Annotated in this window: 18 protein-coding genes; 5 read left to right on the plus strand and 13 right to left on the minus strand. The window is 39.6% G+C overall.

The genetic code is table 11. The features are described 5' to 3' along the window. The first annotated feature begins 1 nt into the window (after position 1). On the plus strand, positions 2-724 hold the full coding sequence (locus C7B62_RS12190) for a DUF3891 family protein (RefSeq protein WP_106236373.1): 723 nt from the start codon (positions 2-4) through the stop codon (positions 722-724). A gap of 62 nt (positions 725-786) precedes the next feature. Here C7B62_RS12190 and C7B62_RS12195 read toward each other — a convergent pair whose 3' ends face one another. Both C7B62_RS12195 and uvrA read right to left on the minus strand, forming a co-directional pair. Continuing rightward, the gene (locus C7B62_RS12195) at positions 787-2,214 is read right to left on the minus strand and encodes a DUF2207 domain-containing protein (protein WP_106236375.1); all 1,428 of its coding nucleotides are present in this window, start codon (positions 2,212-2,214) and stop codon (positions 787-789) included. A gap of 45 nt (positions 2,215-2,259) precedes the next feature. Then, positions 2,260-5,109: an excinuclease ABC subunit UvrA gene (gene uvrA / locus C7B62_RS12200; protein ID WP_106236415.1), complete on the minus strand. Its 2,850-nt coding sequence runs from the start codon at positions 5,107-5,109 to the stop codon at positions 2,260-2,262. Positions 5,110-5,576: 467 nt separating this feature from the next. Here uvrA and C7B62_RS12205 point away from each other — a divergent pair, with 467 nt between their 5' ends. Next, entirely contained in the window at positions 5,577-6,005 is a 429-nt protein-coding gene (locus C7B62_RS12205; RefSeq protein WP_106236377.1) for a hypothetical protein, read from the plus strand. 7 nt (positions 6,006-6,012) lie between these two features. Here the strand turns inward: C7B62_RS12205 and C7B62_RS12210 are convergent, their stop codons facing one another. The 3 genes from C7B62_RS12210 to C7B62_RS12220 form a co-directional block, all read right to left on the minus strand. Further along, complete coding sequence (locus C7B62_RS12210) at positions 6,013-8,727, minus strand: CBS domain-containing protein (RefSeq protein ID WP_106236379.1); 2,715 nt, start codon at positions 8,725-8,727, stop codon at positions 6,013-6,015. A 149-nt stretch (positions 8,728-8,876) separates the two neighbouring features. Then, complete coding sequence (mscL, locus tag C7B62_RS12215) at positions 8,877-9,311, minus strand: large conductance mechanosensitive channel protein MscL (protein WP_106236381.1); 435 nt, start codon at positions 9,309-9,311, stop codon at positions 8,877-8,879. 133 nt (positions 9,312-9,444) lie between these two features. Further along, positions 9,445-10,623, minus strand: coding sequence for an AGE family epimerase/isomerase (locus C7B62_RS12220; protein ID WP_233219936.1), 1,179 nt, complete (start codon positions 10,621-10,623; stop codon positions 9,445-9,447). 582 nt (positions 10,624-11,205) lie between these two features. On the opposite strand from C7B62_RS12220, the gene C7B62_RS12225 reads away from it, so the two are divergent. Further along, on the plus strand, positions 11,206-11,487 hold the full coding sequence (locus C7B62_RS12225; RefSeq protein ID WP_106236385.1) for a hypothetical protein: 282 nt from the start codon (positions 11,206-11,208) through the stop codon (positions 11,485-11,487). A 51-nt stretch (positions 11,488-11,538) separates the two neighbouring features. Here C7B62_RS12225 and C7B62_RS12230 read toward each other — a convergent pair whose 3' ends face one another. The 3 genes from C7B62_RS12230 to C7B62_RS12240 all read right to left on the minus strand — a co-directional run bounded on the left by C7B62_RS12230 (position 11,539) and on the right by C7B62_RS12240 (position 14,106). Beyond that, entirely contained in the window at positions 11,539-12,468 is a 930-nt protein-coding gene (locus C7B62_RS12230) for a phosphoribulokinase (RefSeq protein WP_106236387.1), read from the minus strand. Positions 12,469-12,612: 144 nt separating this feature from the next. Then, entirely contained in the window at positions 12,613-13,749 is a 1,137-nt protein-coding gene (mraY, locus tag C7B62_RS12235) for a phospho-N-acetylmuramoyl-pentapeptide-transferase (RefSeq protein ID WP_199194168.1), read from the minus strand. 144 nt (positions 13,750-13,893) lie between these two features. Continuing rightward, positions 13,894-14,106 (minus strand): DUF3134 domain-containing protein, encoded by a 213-nt coding sequence (locus tag C7B62_RS12240; RefSeq protein WP_106236393.1) that lies wholly within the window; start codon positions 14,104-14,106, stop codon positions 13,894-13,896. Positions 14,107-14,531: 425 nt separating this feature from the next. Here C7B62_RS12240 and lepB point away from each other — a divergent pair, with 425 nt between their 5' ends. Continuing rightward, positions 14,532-15,107 carry a signal peptidase I gene (gene lepB / locus C7B62_RS12245; protein WP_106236395.1) on the plus strand — a complete coding sequence of 192 codons (576 nt, stop codon included), beginning with the start codon at positions 14,532-14,534 and terminating at the stop codon, positions 15,105-15,107. Between the two features lie 485 nt (positions 15,108-15,592). Here the strand turns inward: lepB and C7B62_RS12250 are convergent, their stop codons facing one another. Beyond that, positions 15,593-16,570 carry a ribose-phosphate pyrophosphokinase gene (locus tag C7B62_RS12250; RefSeq protein ID WP_233219938.1) on the minus strand — a complete coding sequence of 326 codons (978 nt, stop codon included), beginning with the start codon at positions 16,568-16,570 and terminating at the stop codon, positions 15,593-15,595. A 465-nt stretch (positions 16,571-17,035) separates the two neighbouring features. On the opposite strand from C7B62_RS12250, the gene bioD reads away from it, so the two are divergent. Then, entirely contained in the window at positions 17,036-17,749 is a 714-nt protein-coding gene (bioD, locus tag C7B62_RS12255; protein WP_106236400.1) for a dethiobiotin synthase, read from the plus strand. A 366-nt stretch (positions 17,750-18,115) separates the two neighbouring features. Here the strand turns inward: bioD and rpsN are convergent, their stop codons facing one another. The 4 genes from rpsN to C7B62_RS12275 all read right to left on the minus strand — a co-directional run bounded on the left by rpsN (position 18,116) and on the right by C7B62_RS12275 (position 19,736). Then, on the minus strand, positions 18,116-18,418 hold the full coding sequence (rpsN, locus tag C7B62_RS12260; RefSeq protein ID WP_106236405.1) for a 30S ribosomal protein S14: 303 nt from the start codon (positions 18,416-18,418) through the stop codon (positions 18,116-18,118). Between the two features lie 131 nt (positions 18,419-18,549). Beyond that, on the minus strand, positions 18,550-19,026 hold the full coding sequence (locus C7B62_RS12265) for an ester cyclase (RefSeq protein ID WP_106236407.1): 477 nt from the start codon (positions 19,024-19,026) through the stop codon (positions 18,550-18,552). A 69-nt stretch (positions 19,027-19,095) separates the two neighbouring features. After that, positions 19,096-19,341: a toxin-antitoxin system HicB family antitoxin gene (locus tag C7B62_RS12270; RefSeq protein WP_106236409.1), complete on the minus strand. Its 246-nt coding sequence runs from the start codon at positions 19,339-19,341 to the stop codon at positions 19,096-19,098. Then, positions 19,338-19,736 carry a putative toxin-antitoxin system toxin component, PIN family gene (locus C7B62_RS12275; RefSeq protein WP_370303934.1) on the minus strand — a complete coding sequence of 133 codons (399 nt, stop codon included), beginning with the start codon at positions 19,734-19,736 and terminating at the stop codon, positions 19,338-19,340. Before C7B62_RS12275 ends, C7B62_RS12270 begins: the two co-directional genes overlap by 4 nt. Between the last annotated feature and the right edge of the window lie 14 nt (positions 19,737-19,750).

Here is a 19,750-nt window from a genome sequence, read left to right on the forward strand (position 1 = left end):
CATGATCGTAAACATGAAAGCGGACGGCTGGGAAATTATTTATCATCGCGCCCATGCTCTACTCGCAGCCCAAATCGCGGCACATTGGAATCAAGCGGATTCACCTCTACGCATTACCGATACTATTGCTGCTATTTCTCATCATGACGATCTAGAAAAGGAATGGGAAGAAGATATGTTAAGCGAGGCTGGTGCGCCCAAAGATTTTACTTTAGAAGGACAAACATCGGTGGAGAAGCTAAATAAGCATATTGATGAAGCGTTATATCGCGGACGTTGGGTCGCTTTATTAACTTCAATGCACACCTGTTTTTTAAATCAAGGTAGCGATTCCGAAGATATTGCTCAATTTGTCAAGGAACAAGAAAGGTTACAAAAACTGTGGCGCAAAGAATTAGGCGTAACCCAAAAAGAAGCCAATTCTGACTACCAGTTTATGAAATGGTGCGATCGCCTGTCTCTAATTTTATGTCAGCAGCAAATTCCCGATAATAACCGTAAGCTAGAAATAAACGATGGTCCTGATGGTCAAAAATACTATATTGCTAAGTCTGATGAGAACTCATTAACAGTTACTCCTTGGTGTTTTACTGAATATAAGGTCAAATTTTATGTAGAGACATCTCATCTATCTCAGGTTGAGTTTAAGGACAACACTGAAATAATAGAAGCATTAAAGAATGCACCGCGTAAATACCAAGAGTGGATCTTCGAGAAAAAGTAAATAGATAACCCGATCAGATCGCCTCACACAGATGCAACGCCTGGAGAATCGATCTGATCATCTTAACCACCACCTCCACAACCGCCTCCGCAACCGCCTCCGCAACCACCTCCGCAACCACCTCCGCAACCACCAAAACTATCAGAACCACTACTGCTAGTTTTACGGGATTTTGATTTTGATTTTGATTCAGGTTGAAGATCAACTGTAGTAGATAAACTGGAAATAATAAAAATAATGACCGAAAGTAAGATCATCAAGGCAACAAAAACTAAGAAAAATGTTGAATTTTTAGCAGATGAATGATTAATTGGACTTAAGTTTAAAAAATTACCTAAAAAAGTAACTTTGATCAGTGAAGCTTCTCCTGGCAATAAAGACCGAAGAGAATTAAATTTAATTGTGCGATCACCTATTAAACTAGTATTAAAATCCCCTCCAATACTATAGTAATTTCTGACTTTGCCTACTAAAGATTCAGGTAGATTAACTACGATTTCTGCATTATTGATTGGTGCATCTCTTTTGGGAAAAATTGCTTTCCAGTTTAGTTGATCTGCTCCATAATTATTGATAGTTGCGCCAATGGCACGATATTTTAAAATAAAAGTATGAGTATCTAGATCATTTAAATATTCTTGCCACTTAATCCAAAAGCGATCGCCTTCAGTAGCAGTTTCTATTGGTAAAAGATGGTCATTTTCAAATACTTGAACATCTTTAATTTCTTTAACCCGATCTAACTTGATAAATCGATAATGTTCAGGAGAATGTTGTTCATTAAAAACATATTTTTGTGTTTCTGTTACTAATAAATCGCCGTTATCTTGAAGATCGAGATTAACATTTAAAAAGTCCCAGTAAAAAGGATAATCGTTGGCAAATCCAGGTAATGCAACCCCAAAAAGTATCAATAGCCCCAAAAATATTGAAATAATTGCTGTGGCTTGTTTACTAAATACAAAATCAATCTTCTTGGTAATACTTGCCAAAGATAGATGTGGTTTGGCAATAATCCAATTTTCTTCTGTATTAACTCGCTTAAAAATTAAATCTTTACCAAAACGATTTTCTGGAGATGACCAAATATCTTCAGGTGGCTGATGATCAAAAATATTCGTATAACTAACTAAAGTTTGATGATATGAATCATGATATTTAATCTGTTCTAATTTGCCTCCTTGTGTAGGCTGATGATGTAAAGGTTGTCCCAAGACATTCGGACAAAATTCATCCCAATAGGAATGAGTATAGGTAAGATGTAAATGCCAAACTTGGTCTACTTGTTCTGATGGTGTAACCATATGTCCTGCAACTACCGCCAAGAAAACAAATTTTCGATATTCTTGGATAACCCGATTAGTATACTCAATGTCCCAGCCATTTTCCTTGGCTAAACGTTGACTAAAAGCAAAATTAGTACCAGGTTGATCAAAAGAGAAGGCTTCAATTTTGGTTAAAAGTTGCTGTTCGACATTCACAACATTCATGTCATTTATTTGTACTTGTAAATATTATTTCATCATAATACAATCTTAATTCAGGTTAGCAGTAGCAGGATAACGTTGTAATACCTGTTTGAGATATTGTCCCGTATAAGATTTGGGGTTCTTTGCCACCTCCTCTGGTGTACCCGTAGCAATGATTTGACCTCCTTGGTCGCCCCCTTCAGGCCCTAGATCGATAATCCAGTCAGAACAGCGAATCACGTCCAAATTATGCTCAATGACAATCAAGGAATTACCTTTATCTACTAGACGTTGTAAAACGTTTAACAGATGATGAACATCATAGAATGACAAGCCTGTAGTTGGTTCATCAATTAAATAAAGGGTTTTTCCTGTGGCGCGACGCGATAATTCTGAGGCTAGCTTCACCCGCTGTGCCTCTCCTCCAGAAAGAGTTGGTGCTGGCTGTCCTAGCTTGATATAGCCCAAACCAACATCCACTAAAGTTTGTAGTTTACTAGCAGCGCGGGGAATGTTTTGAAAATTCTCTAACGCTTCTTCCACCGTCATATCTAAAACATCGGCGATTGAATAGTTTTTATACTTGACCTGCAAAGTTTCACGGTTGTATCTTGCTCCTTTACAAACATCGCACTGAACATAAACATCAGGCAAGAAATTCATTTCAATGACGTTCACTCCCTGACCGCTACAGGCTTCACAACGCCCGCCCTTGACGTTAAAAGAAAATCTGCCCGCTTTATAGCCTCTAGCTTTAGCTTCAATAGTTTCGGTGAATACAGTGCGAATGGCATCAAATACTCCTGTATAGGTGGCGGCATTAGAACGAGGAGTGCGACCAATGGGAGATTGATCGATAGTAATTACTTTATCAATTGCCTGTAAACCCTGAACCTCACCAAGCTGTTTGGGAAAAGGAACTTTTTTGTTGAGATGATGCTTTAAAGCAGGATGTAATAGTTCATTAACTAGGGTAGACTTCCCTGAGCCTGATACTCCCGTGATACAGACAAAATTACCCAAAGGAATTTCAACATCAAGATGCTGTAGGTTATTTTGATAGCAGTCTTTGAGAGTAATGCCCACGGCTTTTCCCTTTCTTCTGGTGTCTGGAGTAGCAATTAGCTTTCTACCAGATAAATATGCCCCTGTCAGCGAAGCTTCAGACTTAATTAGATCGTCAAGATCTCCCTGAACTACAATGTTGCCCCCATGGACTCCTGCTTTTGGCCCAATATCTACTAAACTATCCGCAGCTCGAATAGTATCTTCGTCATGTTCCACGACAATCAAGGTGTTACCCAAATCTCTTAGTCTTCTGAGCGTACCGAGTAGTTTTTCATTATCCCGCTGATGCAAACCGATACTTGGTTCATCCAATACATAAAGTACTCCCGTTAATCCTGCACCGATCTGGGTAGCCAGACGAATTCGCTGCGCTTCTCCACCTGAAAGGGTCATAGCAGCGCGGTCTAGGGTAAGGTAATCTAATCCTACATCCAACAAAAACTGTAGCCGTGAGCGAATTTCTTTAAGGGCTAATTCGCCAATTAATGCCTGACGATTGGTTAGCTGAAGATGGTTTACTCGCTCCAAACATTCCCGAATGGGTACTCCTGCTAAATCATTAATGCGATACTGTCCCAAGCTGACGGATAAAGAAGCTGGCTTAAGACGCTGACCATTACAGGTGTCACAAGGTTGATCGATTAAGTACTGCTCTAACTTGGTTTTGAGCGCATCAGAGTTAGTTTCTTGATAGTTGCGCTGTAGCATTTTTAATGCGCCCGAATAGTGGCGATGATAACCTTTGGGCTGTCCGCCACGGCTATCGGACTGGAAGTAAACTGCTTCTGATGCGCCATGAAGAATTACATCTTGCTGTTCTAAAGTTAGATCAGACCACTTAGTTTGAATCTCAAAGCCAAAAGCCTGTCCCACACCATGTAACAAAGAAAGATAGTAAGAATTATCTTTATCCGACCAAGGCGCGATCGCACTATATACTGGTTGTTGGGGATCGGGAACTACTAATTCAGCCGAGAAAGTGCGATGACTTCCTAAGCCGTGACAGTCAGGACAAGCACCGTAGGGAGAATTAAAAGAAAATAAACGGGGAGATAGTTCTTCAATCACAGCACCATGTTCGGGACAGGCAAAATTCTCGGAAAAAGTGATGCTGTCTGGCTTTTGCTGAGTATCAGCAGCGGGAATAATTTCAATTTCGGCGATGCCATCGGATAGTTTTAAACAAGTGCCTAAAGAATCTGCCAGACGCTCTTGAATGCCTGGTTTTTTAACTAAGCGATCTACTACCACATCAAGGTCATGTTTGTGGTTTTTATCTAAATCAATATTGTCATCTAGTTGGAATACTTTACCGTCAACTCGAACCCTGACAAAACCTTGAGTTGCCAAACTGGAAAGCAACTGTTTGTGAGTGCCTTTTTTACTACGTACCACAGGAGCAAGCACCATAAATTTAGTCTGATCGGGCAGTTCCATAATGCGATCGCACATTTCATCAATTGTCTGCGGTATGATTGAGCGATCGCACTTAGGACAGTGAGGTTCTCCTGCCCGACCAAATAGTAATCTTAGATAATCATAAATTTCCGTCACAGTACCCACTGTTGAACGCGGATTATGAGAAGTAGACTTTTGATCGATAGAAATAGCTGGACTCAAGCCTTCAATCGCATCGACATCAGGCTTGTCTAACTGACCTAAAAACTGACGAGCGTATGCACTGAGAGATTCTACATACCTTCTTTGTCCTTCCGCAAAAATCGTATCAAACGCTAGAGAAGATTTGCCCGAACCAGAAACACCAGTAAAGACAATCAGTTTATTGCGAGGTAACTCTAGATCAATATTTTTTAAATTATGCTGTCTAGCACCTTTGATACGAATCATATTTTCTTCAATAGAAGCAGGTTTAACCTCGATATTATTACCGTTATCTTGAATACCATTGCTGGAAGAAGACATACAAACAGGGCTTAGTAGTGCTTAATAGTTCTTAATTATCTTAACGTTATTTTGTCTTGTTAAAATCAGCGTCTGTTAGGAAATTTATTTTGTACGACTACTTATTGTGGCGTTGAACTTGTGGTTGCTATTACCAACATTTTTAGGCGAGCTGGTTTCATATTAATAAATTCTAGGATTAACTACTAGAAATAAAAACTTTTTTTGACCTATTAACAGTAATTTATCCTAGCTTAAAATAAACAAACAAACTTTTCATCTAAAGTTTACCTAATAACTTTATAGGTAAGTAATTATAGTAAGTAATCAATCTTCATTACGAGTCAAATAGTTATTTTTTAAATAATTTTACTGATCCAAACAAAAACTTTAATTAAATATTTTTTATTACTATGATTGAACTTTTATATTTAGCATCTCAAATTCAATGTGGTGCAGGTGGCAGCTTTTTAAATATTCAAGTTGATGTTTATCATCAAGAACAGTTAGTTAAAACAATGAAGGTTAATGAACGAGCCTTAATACCTGTTGGCTCTGTCAACGACTTAGATTTTCAGTATACAATCATTGATAATAACACTCGATGCAATTTACGCACTCCTACGGAAATGGCGTTAACACCTGATAGTCAACTACCCAACATAGCTGGAGTTTATGAACAGGATTCTGTCAAAACTTTACTTAGTGGTTTAAACAATTACGAAGAATTATTTTTAGTTGAGTTGGGGACAACCGATCGCAACAGTCCTGCTTTTGATATGCAAGATGTTATCTTAAAAGTAGATAATAATCCCACTTCAGTCACCATATATCCAGACTAATACTTGATTAATATTTAGATTTTACATACTCGATCGCCATAGTGCGATCGCTAATTTGGTGATCCAGAGTTTTATTTAAAATATCATCTAAAATCTGTTTATATAATGGCCCTGGTTTAAAACCCAGGGTTTTTAAATCGTTACCATTTAATAATGGTTTTACTTGAGATAAATTAGTTAAATACAGCCAAATTCGACGACGATTCTTGAGCTTACTTTTGGCTGCAAATAAAATTAATTGTAAAAACTTATAAGGATATAATAGCTGATAAATTTGACTATTAAGCTGAGTTTTGGCTAGCCGACCTGCTAGTCGTGTTTCCCATATTTCTAGCTGTTCTAATCGCTGGAGACTATCTTTAGGTAATTGTAGATTTTCTGCCACTATTATTCTAGACTTAGGAGATAGATGAGCAATCAAGGTTTCTAATCTAATTAACCAATGCTCGCTCGCTTTTGGTTCAAATAAAATCAACCACTTAGAAACTAAGTGTAGTTCTCGATTTAAAGTGGGAGTTAAACTTAAATCTCGATCTAAACAGGTTAATGCATTGAGTTGGTCGAGCAGCTTAAGGGCTGGCTGCCAATAATTAGACTGGAGAATATACTTCAATTCCGCCCTCAGTCTAGTAGTTAAAGCGGGAGTTTGGCGATTTTCGTTGCGATCAGCTTCGCTAAGTCTTAACTGATCGTATATTTGATTATCAATGGCATAGCGAATATATTCTTCTGTCTGGGGTTCAATCGTAAAACCAAGACGCACAGCAAATCTGACGGCGCGATAAATTCTAGTGGGATCTTCAATAAAGCTATTGGCGTGAAGTACTCGAATCTGACGCGATCGCAAATCTAGTAAACCACCAAAAAAGTCTAATAAATCTCCTTTACGGGAATATTCACCTCGTTTAGGGGGAGTTAGGCGCACTGCTAAAGCATTAATCGTAAAATCTCGGCGGTATAAGTCCTGACGAATGGAACTAGCCTCAACCTGAGGGTTAGCTGCGGGATAGGGGTAAAATTCAGTACGAGCGGTAGCAATATCCATTAAAAGATTGCCCAAAACTGGATCTTGATGCCAAGTCAAAGCTGCGGTTTGAAACTCTCCATGAATTGTCACCTTGACTTGGGGATACATCTGCTCAATTACCGAGGCTAATTCCACTCCTGCTTGAGCATCCATGGAACGATGATAACCATCCACCACTAGATCGATATCCTGCAACAATAAAGATTCCCAGTCGCTAGTGAGTAGAACATCGCGCACACCACCGCCAACTAGATAAAGATTCCAGCCTCGTTCTTGGGCAGAGAAAGTAACTTGCTGGAGTAGTTGCCAAATAGAAGGTTCTAGGCGATTTTGCAGAGTAGACAAAAAATGAGAGGTGAGGCTTTTCTGCTCAGGATTCCTTGGGTTTTGAGGGGTCTGATCGTGAAGCTGACGTAACACATCAGTGCGAGTGACAATTCCAATTAACTCTCCCGCTTCAATTACCGGTAGTCTCCCTATATCATAAGTCACCATCACTGATTGTATTTCAGGCAAGGGGGTATCAGGTGCAATGGTTCTGAGGTTGCGACTCATGTAGCCTTTAACGGGAGAACGATCAAAGCCGTGATGAATCGCTAAATCTAGATCCCGACGGGAGATAATGCCCACTAGGCGATCGCTTTCATCTACTACCGACAGCCCAGAATGACCATAGCGTAATAAAGTTCTTTGCGCTTCTTTAATCGTTGTGTCAGGGCGAATTGTCCTCACAGGAGAAGACATTAAATCTCTGGCGGTAGGGGGTTGAGGAATTTGATTAATTAGTTGAGTTAATAACTCCTTAAAAATCTGCTGAGGCTCATCTGTGGTCATAGACATAGAAGCAGCTTGAGCGTGACCACCACCACCAAAAGGCGTAAATAGTTCATTGAGATTCGTTTCTGTCAAACGCGATCGCCCAATCACCACTAGCTTTTGACCCTTGCTCTTTTGATATTGATGACCTAGCAAGATCGCGTCGCTTTCCGTTAGCTCAATTAGCCTGGCTGTTAGCGTAGACAAACCATGGACAAACTTATCTGTCTGCAACAAGACGGAGGCAACTGTATAACCCTGAACATCAGTACGCTGTAAATTATGGAGAGCATCTTTCAACAATTCCTGAAGCTGATGGTTTAACCCAGGCTCATTATATTCAGCAATCATGGCAATATTAGCTGACTGTTCCAGTAACCAGGCGATCGCTTTGGCATCACGAGGAGTTGTCTGTTCAAAAGTCAACGACCCTGTATCCACATAAATCCCTAAAGCTATTGCTGTCGCTTCAAAAGGAGACAGGGTAATCTGTTGCTGCTGTAATAGCTCGACAATGTAGGTGGTAATTGCGCCTACCGCTTCGGCATGTAATTCTGTCACCGCAATATCTGAGGTGACATCTAAATGATGATCGAATACTTCAATCCGCTGCACAGTAGGCAAATTTAACCATGCTGCTGCTGTTCCCAGGCGATCGCTTTTTTGAGTATCAACGATATAGATAGTCGCGATCGTTTCTGGATAAATACTCCGCATCTCGGCAAAGTCAAACTCATCTCGATATAGTGCCAAAAATTTCTTCACCGCAGGATGTGCGCCACCAGTTAGCACGATCTTGGCTCTTTTGAGCAGAGATAAACCAATTGCTGACCCCAAGGCATCGAAATCGACGGTTTGATGGCAGAGAATTATATCCATTTGAGTTTTTCCTCATGGGCAAGGATAAGTAGCTTTCAGTTTAAACTTTATTGATGCCTTAATAAAATAAGGGTAAATTGGCGATCGCCAATTTACCCCGAAGAACTAAGCCTTATTTCTATTGGCTAACAGCTAATAGCTTTACTTCTTTACCTTGTTTCCATTACGTTAGTTAAACGCTCAATTGCCCCAGTAAGTCTTTCCTGAGCAACCAGAGTCGCATCAACTGTTTCTTCTTCTGCTATAGCCTCTTGACGAATTAGACGTTTTTTAGCTTTCTCAAATGCTTGCACCAGTACATAAATACAAAACGCAATCACTAAAAAGTTGAGAACTGCCGCTAAAAATAAACCATATTGAACTCCTCCAGCAGATAGTTCAGCTAATCTTTTGACTCCAGCAGCCTTCATTGCGGGATTTAAGATTACAGGCGTAATAATATCGGCGACTAACGAATCAACAATTTTGCTGAATGCAGCACCGATAATTACGGCAACTGCTAAATCAATCACATTACCACGCATAATAAAGTCGCGAAAGCCAGATAAAAATCCGCCTGCTGCTTCTGTTCCTCTTCTAACCATGATTCTATAATCCTACTAAATTTAAAAGTTTTCTTATTTTTGTTTTTGTCGACTTAAAAATTATAAGTGTTTTGTATTGGAAGACAAATTTAAATTTCATAAAGAATTTACGTCAAATGTATCAAAGTAGTAACTATTCTGATGAAGAATCTAAATTTTCTAACTGTTGCCAGCATAAATATAACGCCCGAGGAACATGAAAACAGCCCTTCCATTTTCCACCTTTAAGATTTAGTAATAATTCTCCTCGACAGTTTAAATAGCCAAACCATTCACCATATTCAGAATCGGAAAAATGATTCCAAGTGTAGTTATGAACTTGCTCAAACCACTCTAAACATTCTGCTCTGCCAGTCAGATTAAAACCCATTAGTAATGCTACTAAAGTTTCCAAGTGTACCCACCACAATTTTTGATCCCACTCTAGTTGCTGGAGAGGATGTCCTTGTGCATCCATCAAATAATAAATACCCTGATATTCTTGATCCCAACCAAACTCTAAAGTACTAATCACCACATCAACTGCCTGATTGATTAAATCCAAATCTTGGCGACGATGGGCAATATCCATCACAAACCACATCGCTTCAATACCATGACCAGGATTAATTAATCTACCGTCAAAACAATCTAGATGTTCGCCTTCAGGGGTAACATTTTCATACATTAATCCTGTTTCAAGATCGCGAAAATCCTGCATCACTTCTTGCACTGTGCGCTCAAGAATTGCCTCGAACTCACTATCTCCAAGTAGCCAATCCATTTCTAAAGAAAGATTTGCTAAGATCATTGGTATGGCTAAACTTTTTAGCGATCGCGTTCCTGGATAAGCTTTATTATATTTACCCTTGGGATTATGCTGACGACGCAACACGTTATTGTATGCTTGCAAAGCAATCTCTTGTGCCGACTCATCCCCCGAAGCTAAGGCATATTGACTAAAAGCCATCGCGGCAAAACAATCAGAAAATATATTATAAGGCTGCACCAAAGGCTTTCCTTGGCGGTCTAGCGCAAAATACCAGTTACCTTCTTCATCTCGACCATATTTTGCCAAAAACTCAGCACCATGACGGGCAATATCGAGCCATTGGGATCTTTTTTCCAGACGATTGTAAAACATGGAATAAGTCCATACCTGGCGGTTTTGTAGCCAGATGAACTTATCGCTATCATAGACATTTCCTGCTCGATCTAAACAGGTAAAATATCCTCCATATTGGCGATCGAGTGAATGCTTTGACCAAAAGGGCAAAACATTATCAAGTAGGGTGCTTTTATATAGTTCAGCTAGTCTCTTAAATTGCTTCATCAGATTTTCAAGATAAACTTTTTCTTGTTTTTTTTGAACTTTGAACTTAGAGTCTCAAGCTAGAAACTATAGCCATACAAAGTTAGATTAGGACAAGTTCAGTTAACTGTTCGTAGGTAGTAGGTAGTAGGTAGTACGGTCACGTTTTTTGTAGGTCGCGTTTTGGGTAAGAATCTTCTTACCCAAAAGCCGACCGTATGAAGCTTCACGTTGTACCCTTGTGGTATACAAAAAAGCTGACCTAGATAGTAGGTAGTAAATGTCTTAACTTGAGTACGTATTGCTCTAGTTAATTTGCCAGAAAACAGATTAGAAATTTTTATTAAGTAACAACTTATCGGCAACATGTGCAAAAAGGTTGATGTTAATCTATAAAAAGCGCCAAAAGCTATTGTTTAATCAAAGACAGGCTCGAATACGGGTTGTCATACCAAAGCTTTTTGTAGCCTTCGATTATCCATGATCATGATATTGCATTTCTTGCTACTGAAGGTTATGTGATTGTTCAGCTACTATCGCGATGATTCCTAAGTTGGAAATTGATTTGAGGTTTATTTTAAGAAAAATGCAGGAGTCTAAATCATGACACCACTTAACAGCACTAGTGCCGATTTTGAGCAGGCTGCCTTAGCTAGATTCCGTTCATTAGCGGGATTTTTACCTCAAGACTGCCGAATTTTTCGTGAATCTTGGGGTCGTTCTACAGTTGTGTGCTTAGATTTTGTCAATTGCCCTCACTTATTTAATATTGACAAAGAACAAGCACGTTCTTTGTCTCAGGCGATCGCCGAATTGAGTTTGGCAGATTCGATGATTTTTCGACTGGGTAATAAAATTGTGGGGTGGCAAAAAGTTACACCTTAGTTCTGAAGAGATTGAATTAAATTGCGAGATCGCTACTTTAAACTAATTAAGTCAGGATGCTGCTTTAAGCATATGATAGGTAATCAGCAACTGAGTCAAAGCCAAAGGATAGCTCTGTAAGGTTTCTCCTGTAGTTCCTACCAGTTTTCCTAGCTCTTGGTTTCCTTCCAAACTACAGAATTGACCCAGATAAGGCACGTCACTACACATCATTTTTTCTAACTCTCTAACCTGTTCCATAGTGGCATGTCCATCTATTTCCAAAATATCCACAGGTTTACCCATATCGCGGCTCAAACCTAAGCGAATGGCCTCACCTAAATGATTTCCCTGAGCATTAAGAATTCTACTCAGTTCTGGGTGAGGAATAGTAGGACGTAAAATCAGATTGACATTCAGTAATAAATCGTTACCCAAATTTTCTTCTGGAGGATAAAAAGAAACAACCATATCTGCCCATTCACGTTGAGGACGGATAAAAGCTTCTGAATCTGGCTCTCTTTGACGCAATTGCTCCATTACCTGTTCTTCGTTGTAACCTCTTTTACGAGTATCCCGTTTAATTTTCCAAGTGGCACGTAGAGATTCTGGGGGAGCAAGATAAGTTTTAACGTCATAGCTATCGCGCATTTGGCGAGTAGAATAGCCTAACAAGCCTTCGACAATAACATATTTACGCGGTTCAATATATTCTGGCGGATCGAACTCTCCTGTCGAGTGGTTATAAATTGGCTTAAGGATAGCTTGTCCTGCTCTTAATAGTGTTAGATGCTGCTCAATGATGTCTAAATAGTTGCAGTCGGGGTGGAGAGCGGAAATTCCCATTTTTGCCCGCTGGGCGCGGTCATAACGATGGTAATCATCAGTACAGATGATCGTCACCTTATCTTCTCCCAATACTTGAGCAATTCCCTTGGTTAAAGTCGTTTTCCCTGCTGCACTATCACCAACTATGCCAAGAATAATCGTTTTCTCACTCATACATTTCTCCTTCCAAGAAATAATTGCTCAAACATCTCAAACATAGAATATATCGGATGAGTAACACTTGTAAAACGAAAAAAAAGACCCAGGCATTTAGCTTGAGATCTTTAAAGGGTGTCTTGAACTCGTTTGGCTTAGAGCTTAAAGCTTAGAGCTATTTGATAAATAAGCGATCGCGACGAGCAAAACATTAACTAAATAAAATACCCCTACCACTTGGGTTTCATTCCAGCCACTAAGTTCAAAATGATGATGAATTGGAGCCATTTTAAACAGGCGTTTACCCTTGCCATCTGCTCCCTTGGTGGCTTTAAAATAAGCAACCTGAGCAATGACAGAAAGAGATTCGACGAAGAACAGACCACTAATTAAAAACAAAGCCCAAAGATTATTGCTACTAAGCCCTACCGCAGCTAATGCGCCTCCTAAAGCTAGAGAACCCGTATCCCCCATGAACACCCTGGCGGGGTTACGATTATGTACCAAAAATCCTAAGCAGCTACCACTAAAACAGACACAAAAAATTGCCAGATCTGGGTAATCTAGTCCTAGAACTGCCCCTAGACCTAAAAAAGCGATCCCTCCTGTTCCCGCTGCTAAACCATCTACCCCATCCGTCAAATTAGTCGCGTTACTTTCTGCTGCTAAGACAAAGACTGCTAAAGGTAAAAATAGCCATCCTGTGGCAAGATTTAATCCTCCTGGGAGACTAATAGTGGCGATCGCCGCAGACTTGTACCAAAACAGCCACAGGGAAAAGAATGCCCCAAAAACTATTTGCAGAGTTAGTTTGAGGCGAGGAGAAATGCCTTGATTAGATTTCCGCCGTAATACTTGCCAGTCATCAATCCACCCGATTAAGCCATAACCTAAAGTCACCAAACAAACGGCAATTAACTCTGGGGTAATCCCCACTGTCTGAGCGCTTTTGTCATCGCTAAAATTGACCCAGAGTAAACTCACAACCACTGCTACTGGAACAAAAAAAATTCCCCCCATCGTCGGAGTTCCTGCTTTTTTTAAGTGAGCCTGAGGACCATCTTCTTGGACGATTTGTCCTGTTTTTAACCGATTGAGCAGAGGAATGATGACTATTCCCAGCAAAGCGCTAACAACTGTACAGACGAGCAGGGGGCAGAGTAAACTAAACTGTTCTAAAGAGAGAGAAGTGTATTCAGTGGCGATCGCACCGATAGTCAAAACGCAGGTCAGAGAAAGTAGCAGCGTCTTGCCAGAAGGAGCGATTAGTTTCTCGGCATCAAATGGTTTAACATTCACAATTAAATTTTGCCAACTTACTAAGAAGATTAATTACTTGAGAACGATAACATAGCAAAAACTATTGGTTGCAGCAACAATATTTTCTTCTATCTGACTAGCAATTACGCTCCGCGCAGCCTTCGGATCGCCAAGATAATTTATTTAATCATCTTCATCAAAATCATCATCCTCTCCATCCATCAACACGTCTAGATCTTCATCGGATTTAATTTTTTCAATTTCTACTGGTTCACGGGGAATCAGACGGTTATTTGCTTTTAACCAATCCAAAAGAGAAGCCTCTTGTTTAAGAGGAATGACAATTGCTGGTTCATAACGAGGTTCTTGAACCAAAGCAGGATTTTTATGTTCCATATTAGAATAGTAAAGTTTGTGATTAGAGCTAGAAAATTTGGAAAACTGATGTTTATAGTTAATCAACAGCAGTAATTATTTTACGGCGCGTTTCGGGCAAGAATACTCTTATAAGGTCAGCTTTTTTGGAGGAATATTCCTCTAAAAAACGTGACTGCCCAAAAATAGCCTTACTAACAATGGCGGTTAGCCCCTTTCTAGTTTAGCCTAAGAAACTAATTCAAACTTGTAACTTAGGGTTTTTGCTCATATTGGCGATCGCCATAGCTATATATTGCTTTATTTGAATAATTGTATTTAGCAAGCAAAACTGAATCAACTTCACCAACAGCTCATTCAGACTCGAATAATTTCGAGAGAATAGCTGTTTTATTTCTCTCAATTCTATTGATTACAGATCATTCCATCCTCGAGGCTGTGCGCTTATGACAGAAAAAGAAGAAAATCCTCTAGTTGAACTTTTAAAAACTCTGGTATCTGCTGGAATTTTGGCTATAGGAATTCGTGCTTGTGTAGCGGAAGCTCGCTATATTCCTTCTGAATCGATGTTGCCAACTTTAGAAATCAACGATCGCTTAATCATCGAAAAAATTAGCTATCATTTTCGCAAACCTAAACGGGGGGATGTAGTAGTTTTTTCACCAACAGAAGCTCTTAAAAAAGAAAATTATCAGGAAGCTTTTATCAAAAGGGTAATTGGTATTCCTGGAGACGTAGTGGAGGTCAAAAATAATGCAGTATACGTTAACGGTCAAAAACTGAATGAAAAGTATATTCTCAATCCACCAGAATATGACTATCCTCCTACCAAAGTACCCCCTGGACAGTATTTGGTTTTAGGGGACAATCGCAACAACAGCTATGATTCCCATTATTGGGGATTTGTGCCCCTGAAAAATCTCATTGGTCGGGCAGCAATTCGTTTCTGGCCTCCTGATAGATTAGGAACTTTAAATGATCAACCTTTATATCCTGATACTGAAGCTAAACAAGTTGAGTAATATAAAAACTTACATATTTGCTACAAGTATTATGACTGGGGGACTAATACTAAATTTGTTTCACATAGGTTACTTAAAAAATTGAGTAACAAGTAACAAGTAACGAATCCTTTAGGACATTTTCCTAAAGGATAAGCTTCGCAAATGTGACGCGACGTAAGGAGCTTATCCGAAAGTGTACCCTTTAGGGCTTTAGTATCAACTCCGCTTCGCTCCACGTCCCGCTCCGCATAAGCTGTATGTAGCTTCGAGACCGTAGGGAATCCTTTAGGGCAAATATTAGTTATTCTGATTTCATCACCAAATTTTTACGCAGAAATTAAACATCACCTTTGCCAGACAGATTTAGTATCATAGACTGGGGGAGGGTTGAGCTTGATCATTCTTTTTTGTATTTCAGGTGAAAATTGCCAAAGAAAAGCTCCTGCAATAGTTATGATTAATGGTGATCGCAGGAGTATTAATTTATTTAGTTTTAATTTTAATTAGCGAAACATACTACTAACGGAGCTAGCTTCATGAATTCGCCAGATTGCCTCTCCCAGCAGACTAGCCACCGAAAGAACCGTTAACTGTTCAAACTTTTTCGCTTCAGGAATAGGAATTGTATTAGTAACAATAACTTCTTTAAAAATACCTTCAGATAATCTTGCCACTGCAGGACCAGAAAAGACAGCATGAGTAGCACAGGCGTAGATTTCTCTAGCTCCTTGTTCTCGTAATAATTTACCCCCTGCAGATAAAGTTCCAGCAGTATCAATCATGTCATCGACTAAAATAGCTGTCTTACCTGCCACATCCCCAATCACATTCATTACCTCAGCTACATTATGAGCCTGGCGACGTTTATCAATAATTGCTAAAGGAGCATCGTTTAATTTCTTGGCAAAGGCTCTAGCTCTGGCTACTCCCCCCACATCAGGAGAAACTACCACTAAATCATCTAATTTCTTCGCTGCCAAATATTGCAGAATAGCTGGAGAGCCATAGACATGATCTGTGGGAATATCAAAATATCCTTGAATTTGCGCTGAGTGTAAATCCATAGCCAAAATTCTGCTAGCTCCTGCTTCGGTAAGCAAATTAGCCACTAGTTTGGCAGTAATAGACTCGCGACCAGCAGTTTTACGGTCTGCTCTAGCATAGCCATAATAGGGAATCACGGGAGTAATCTGGCGGGCAGATGCTCGACGACAAGCATCAATCATAATCATTAGCTCCATTAGATTATCGTTGCCAGGATTACAGCAAGGTTGAAGTAGATAAACATCCGCTCCACGAATCGATTCCTGAATTTGAACGTAAAGCTCCCCATCGGCAAAACGCTTGCGGATCATCGGACCTAAATCCATGCCTATATAGCGGGCTACTTCTTTGGCAAGAGGAATATTAGCAGAACCAGAAAACAATCTAAGACGATTGGAGTCTGATAAGAAGGGAGTCTGCTCCATCGACTGAGGCATTAAGGTAGTACTATGGCTCACGGCAAATATATTCAAATTAGTTCAGGGCAGTCGTAAGAATTACTATGATTATGATTATTAGCGATAGTTTGGCAGTTGTAATACCAACTCACCCAATTAAGAGTTAAGTAACAATTTGTTTTAAAACAAGAGAGTTAAGCTTTACTAACATTAAAGATCAAAGTAAAATTTTGCAATTATTTTAGCTTTTTTTAAGCTTGTTAATTTATTTTTGTTTATTTCTATACTAAATCTTTATGGTTACATTGTACTTTTTTTTCCCATATTTCGCATTGGTAAGATAGCTTTTCCTAAAATACCGCTGCGCATACGTATAGGAAATTCATACACAAAATGCACTGTAGAATTTACTTACACAAGCCAGAGTGATTTTCTAGGTTCAATAATATTGGTATTCTAAAAAAGCAAATCTAAAAAAGACTGTAGCTAATTAAAATTGCCATTATGACGACCTTATTAATCGCTGGTACAGATACAGATGTAGGGAAAACTTTTGTGACGATCGCCTTAACAGTCTACTGGCAAAAATACCGTTTAAATCAAGATAATAATGGGCAAAATCTGTTGAGCATTTTTAAGTTAATGCAGACAGGAGTTGGGGATGTGGAACTATATCAACGTTTATTTGCTGATGTAGCAGGCATCGAAATAGTTCCTCCCTTGCGTTTTGAGGCAGCTCTAGCTCCCCCTATTGCTGCTGCCAAAGAAGGTAGGAAAATTAATTTAAAAGAAGTATGGGAAAAATTTAGTATAGCAGAGCAAAAGTCTCAGTTAGTGTTATTAGAGTCTTTGGGTGGTTTGGGTTCTCCTGTAACGGAAGAGTTAACGGTTGGGGATATTGCTGGAGATTGGCGCTTACCTACTGTTTTGGTTGTACCTGTGAAGCTAGGAGCGATCGCCCATTCTGTAGCTAACGTAGCCCTAGCCCGTAGTTTAAAAATTGATTTGCGAGGAATTATACTTAACTGTTCGCAACTAGAAGCAGTAGGCAGAACAGAAGACTTGACTCCCATCGGTTTAATTCAGTCTTTAACTAACGTGCCTGTGATAGGTACTTTACCTTATGCCAAAGACTGGGATAATAGCGATCGCATTGCCCAAAAGGTAGCAAACTGGGATCTAGAATTAATTTTGCCTAAGCAAGAAGTGTATCTCTAAAAACGTAAACATGAATGAGGGTCTGAGAGAGTTATACTATGCAACGTTTGTCTCTCTTAGACCTGTCTTTAATGAAACTTATAGCCTACAGCCATTCGTGACAAGTTAAGAAACTACGCTGTTTGTCAAATAGTTTTAAGCTCTTAGCTTTGACCGAAGGGAATCCTTTAGGATAGCTATTAGCTATCAGCTTTTGAGATATCTTCTATGCACACCAATTCCTTAAATAGCGATCGCCTTTAAATTAATCTCGCTCTGCATATAGTGTTACTTAATTAATAAAGCACTATCTGTAGTACTTGACTTTTTTCTTTTTTGCTTAACTTGTCACCAATGGCCTACAGCTTATAGCTTTCTGTTAAAAGCTTACCAGCTAGATTTAACTACTCCAGGAAGCAAACCTTCGTGCGCCCATTCTCTGAGAACATTACGAGATAAACCAAAATCGCGGTAGTAACCTCTAGGTCTACCAGTTAACATACAACGATTGCGTCTACGAGTAGCAGAGCTATCTCTGGGTAATCTTTGGATCTGACGACTAATTTCTAGTTTTTGAGCAGCAGAAGTAGCTGTACGCAACTGTTCTTTTAATTCTGCTCTCTTGTCAGCATATTTCTCAATCAAGTGAGCGCGCTTTTTTTCCCGCTCTACCATTGCTTTCTTTGCCATAACGGAATGTATCCTTTAGGATAAAATTTATTGATTTATAAACACACAGTTTCAAATTATAACTCGAACTTAGACGTTAATCATGAGGTGTTAAATTTTTTTGAAGTACGTCCTGCTGCTGTTAACTTTTTTCAGGCTTTCCTAAACAGTTTGGCTACAACACCTCTCAGTATATGTGGAAATAGCTTCGGCCCTGGCAAGAAGACAATTCCTAACTGCTGCATCAATCCGAGTGCATCGCCCTGTCCCCAATGCTCCACGATTTTTCCATCCTCGACTCGATCAATGTGCATGATCGGCAAGCTGATTTGCTTACCCGTTGGCGGAAGACCCTGGAATTCGCCAAGATGTCTTGCAGTGAACCTTCCGCACGTCACTACTTTATCGTCTGCAACCACAACCTCATCGAAAACATGTTGACCCTGACTAAAGGCTAAATAAAACGCCATCCCAAACTGCTTGAACCCTTCTGCGTCCAACGGTTCTGGCATCCCCGCCATATGAGCAATAAAATTTGGAGCCAAAAGCTCTAAAGCTCGATCCATCTTGCGATCGTCGAATGCTTTGTAGAACTGGAGAACCAGAGCTTTGTTTTGTTCAGTCAGCATACAAGATTTCGTTAAAAACTAGATTGTATCGAAGTGAAAATTCAATACGGTCGGTATGCAACGGGCTTGTTAGACAGTCGGTATCTTGTCATATTCTTCCGGTTCCACATCGGGAACTTTTGCTAAGATTGCCTCATACTTTTCCCGATTACCTCTTCCAGCTCTATCCTTGAGGTAATTCTCTGTCATCAAAGCTGAAAGCTTTTCCGCGATCGCAGTAGATATAAACTGATCGATAGAAATTCCATCACGACCAGCGAGATCGGACAGACTTTTATGTAATGAGTCAGGAATTTGAACTTGAACAATACTCATGGCAGCTTTCCTATCAAGCGTAAAAACTCTGAAGGCTTAAGTAGCTTTAGACCAAACTGCTCAACGCCTGCAAAGTCACGGGTGTTATATGTAATTATAATCTCACATCCTGCTTTGACTGCAAGCTCCAGTACCATTTCATCTTTTGGGTCGCGCAAAAATGGTCGCCAAAGGAAGAAAATTTCATGAAGCACTCCCACTGCACAGTAGAAATCGATTAGGTCATCTACTTCATCACGATTTAGGTAGATATTTGGTAGCTCCCGTAGTAAAACCTCTGTATATTCCAGTACAAGAGGTACTGACAAGTGTATATCAAATTGTTCTGTACCACGTGAGTTCGACGAAAAAATTAGAAACAAAGAAAGGCTGAGATGTAAACTCAGAATAAGCAAAAATACTGAGTATC

This window comes from Pleurocapsa sp. CCALA 161, assembly GCF_003003995.1.
In the GTDB taxonomy this organism is placed as follows: Bacteria; Cyanobacteriota; Cyanobacteriia; order Cyanobacteriales; family Xenococcaceae; genus Waterburya.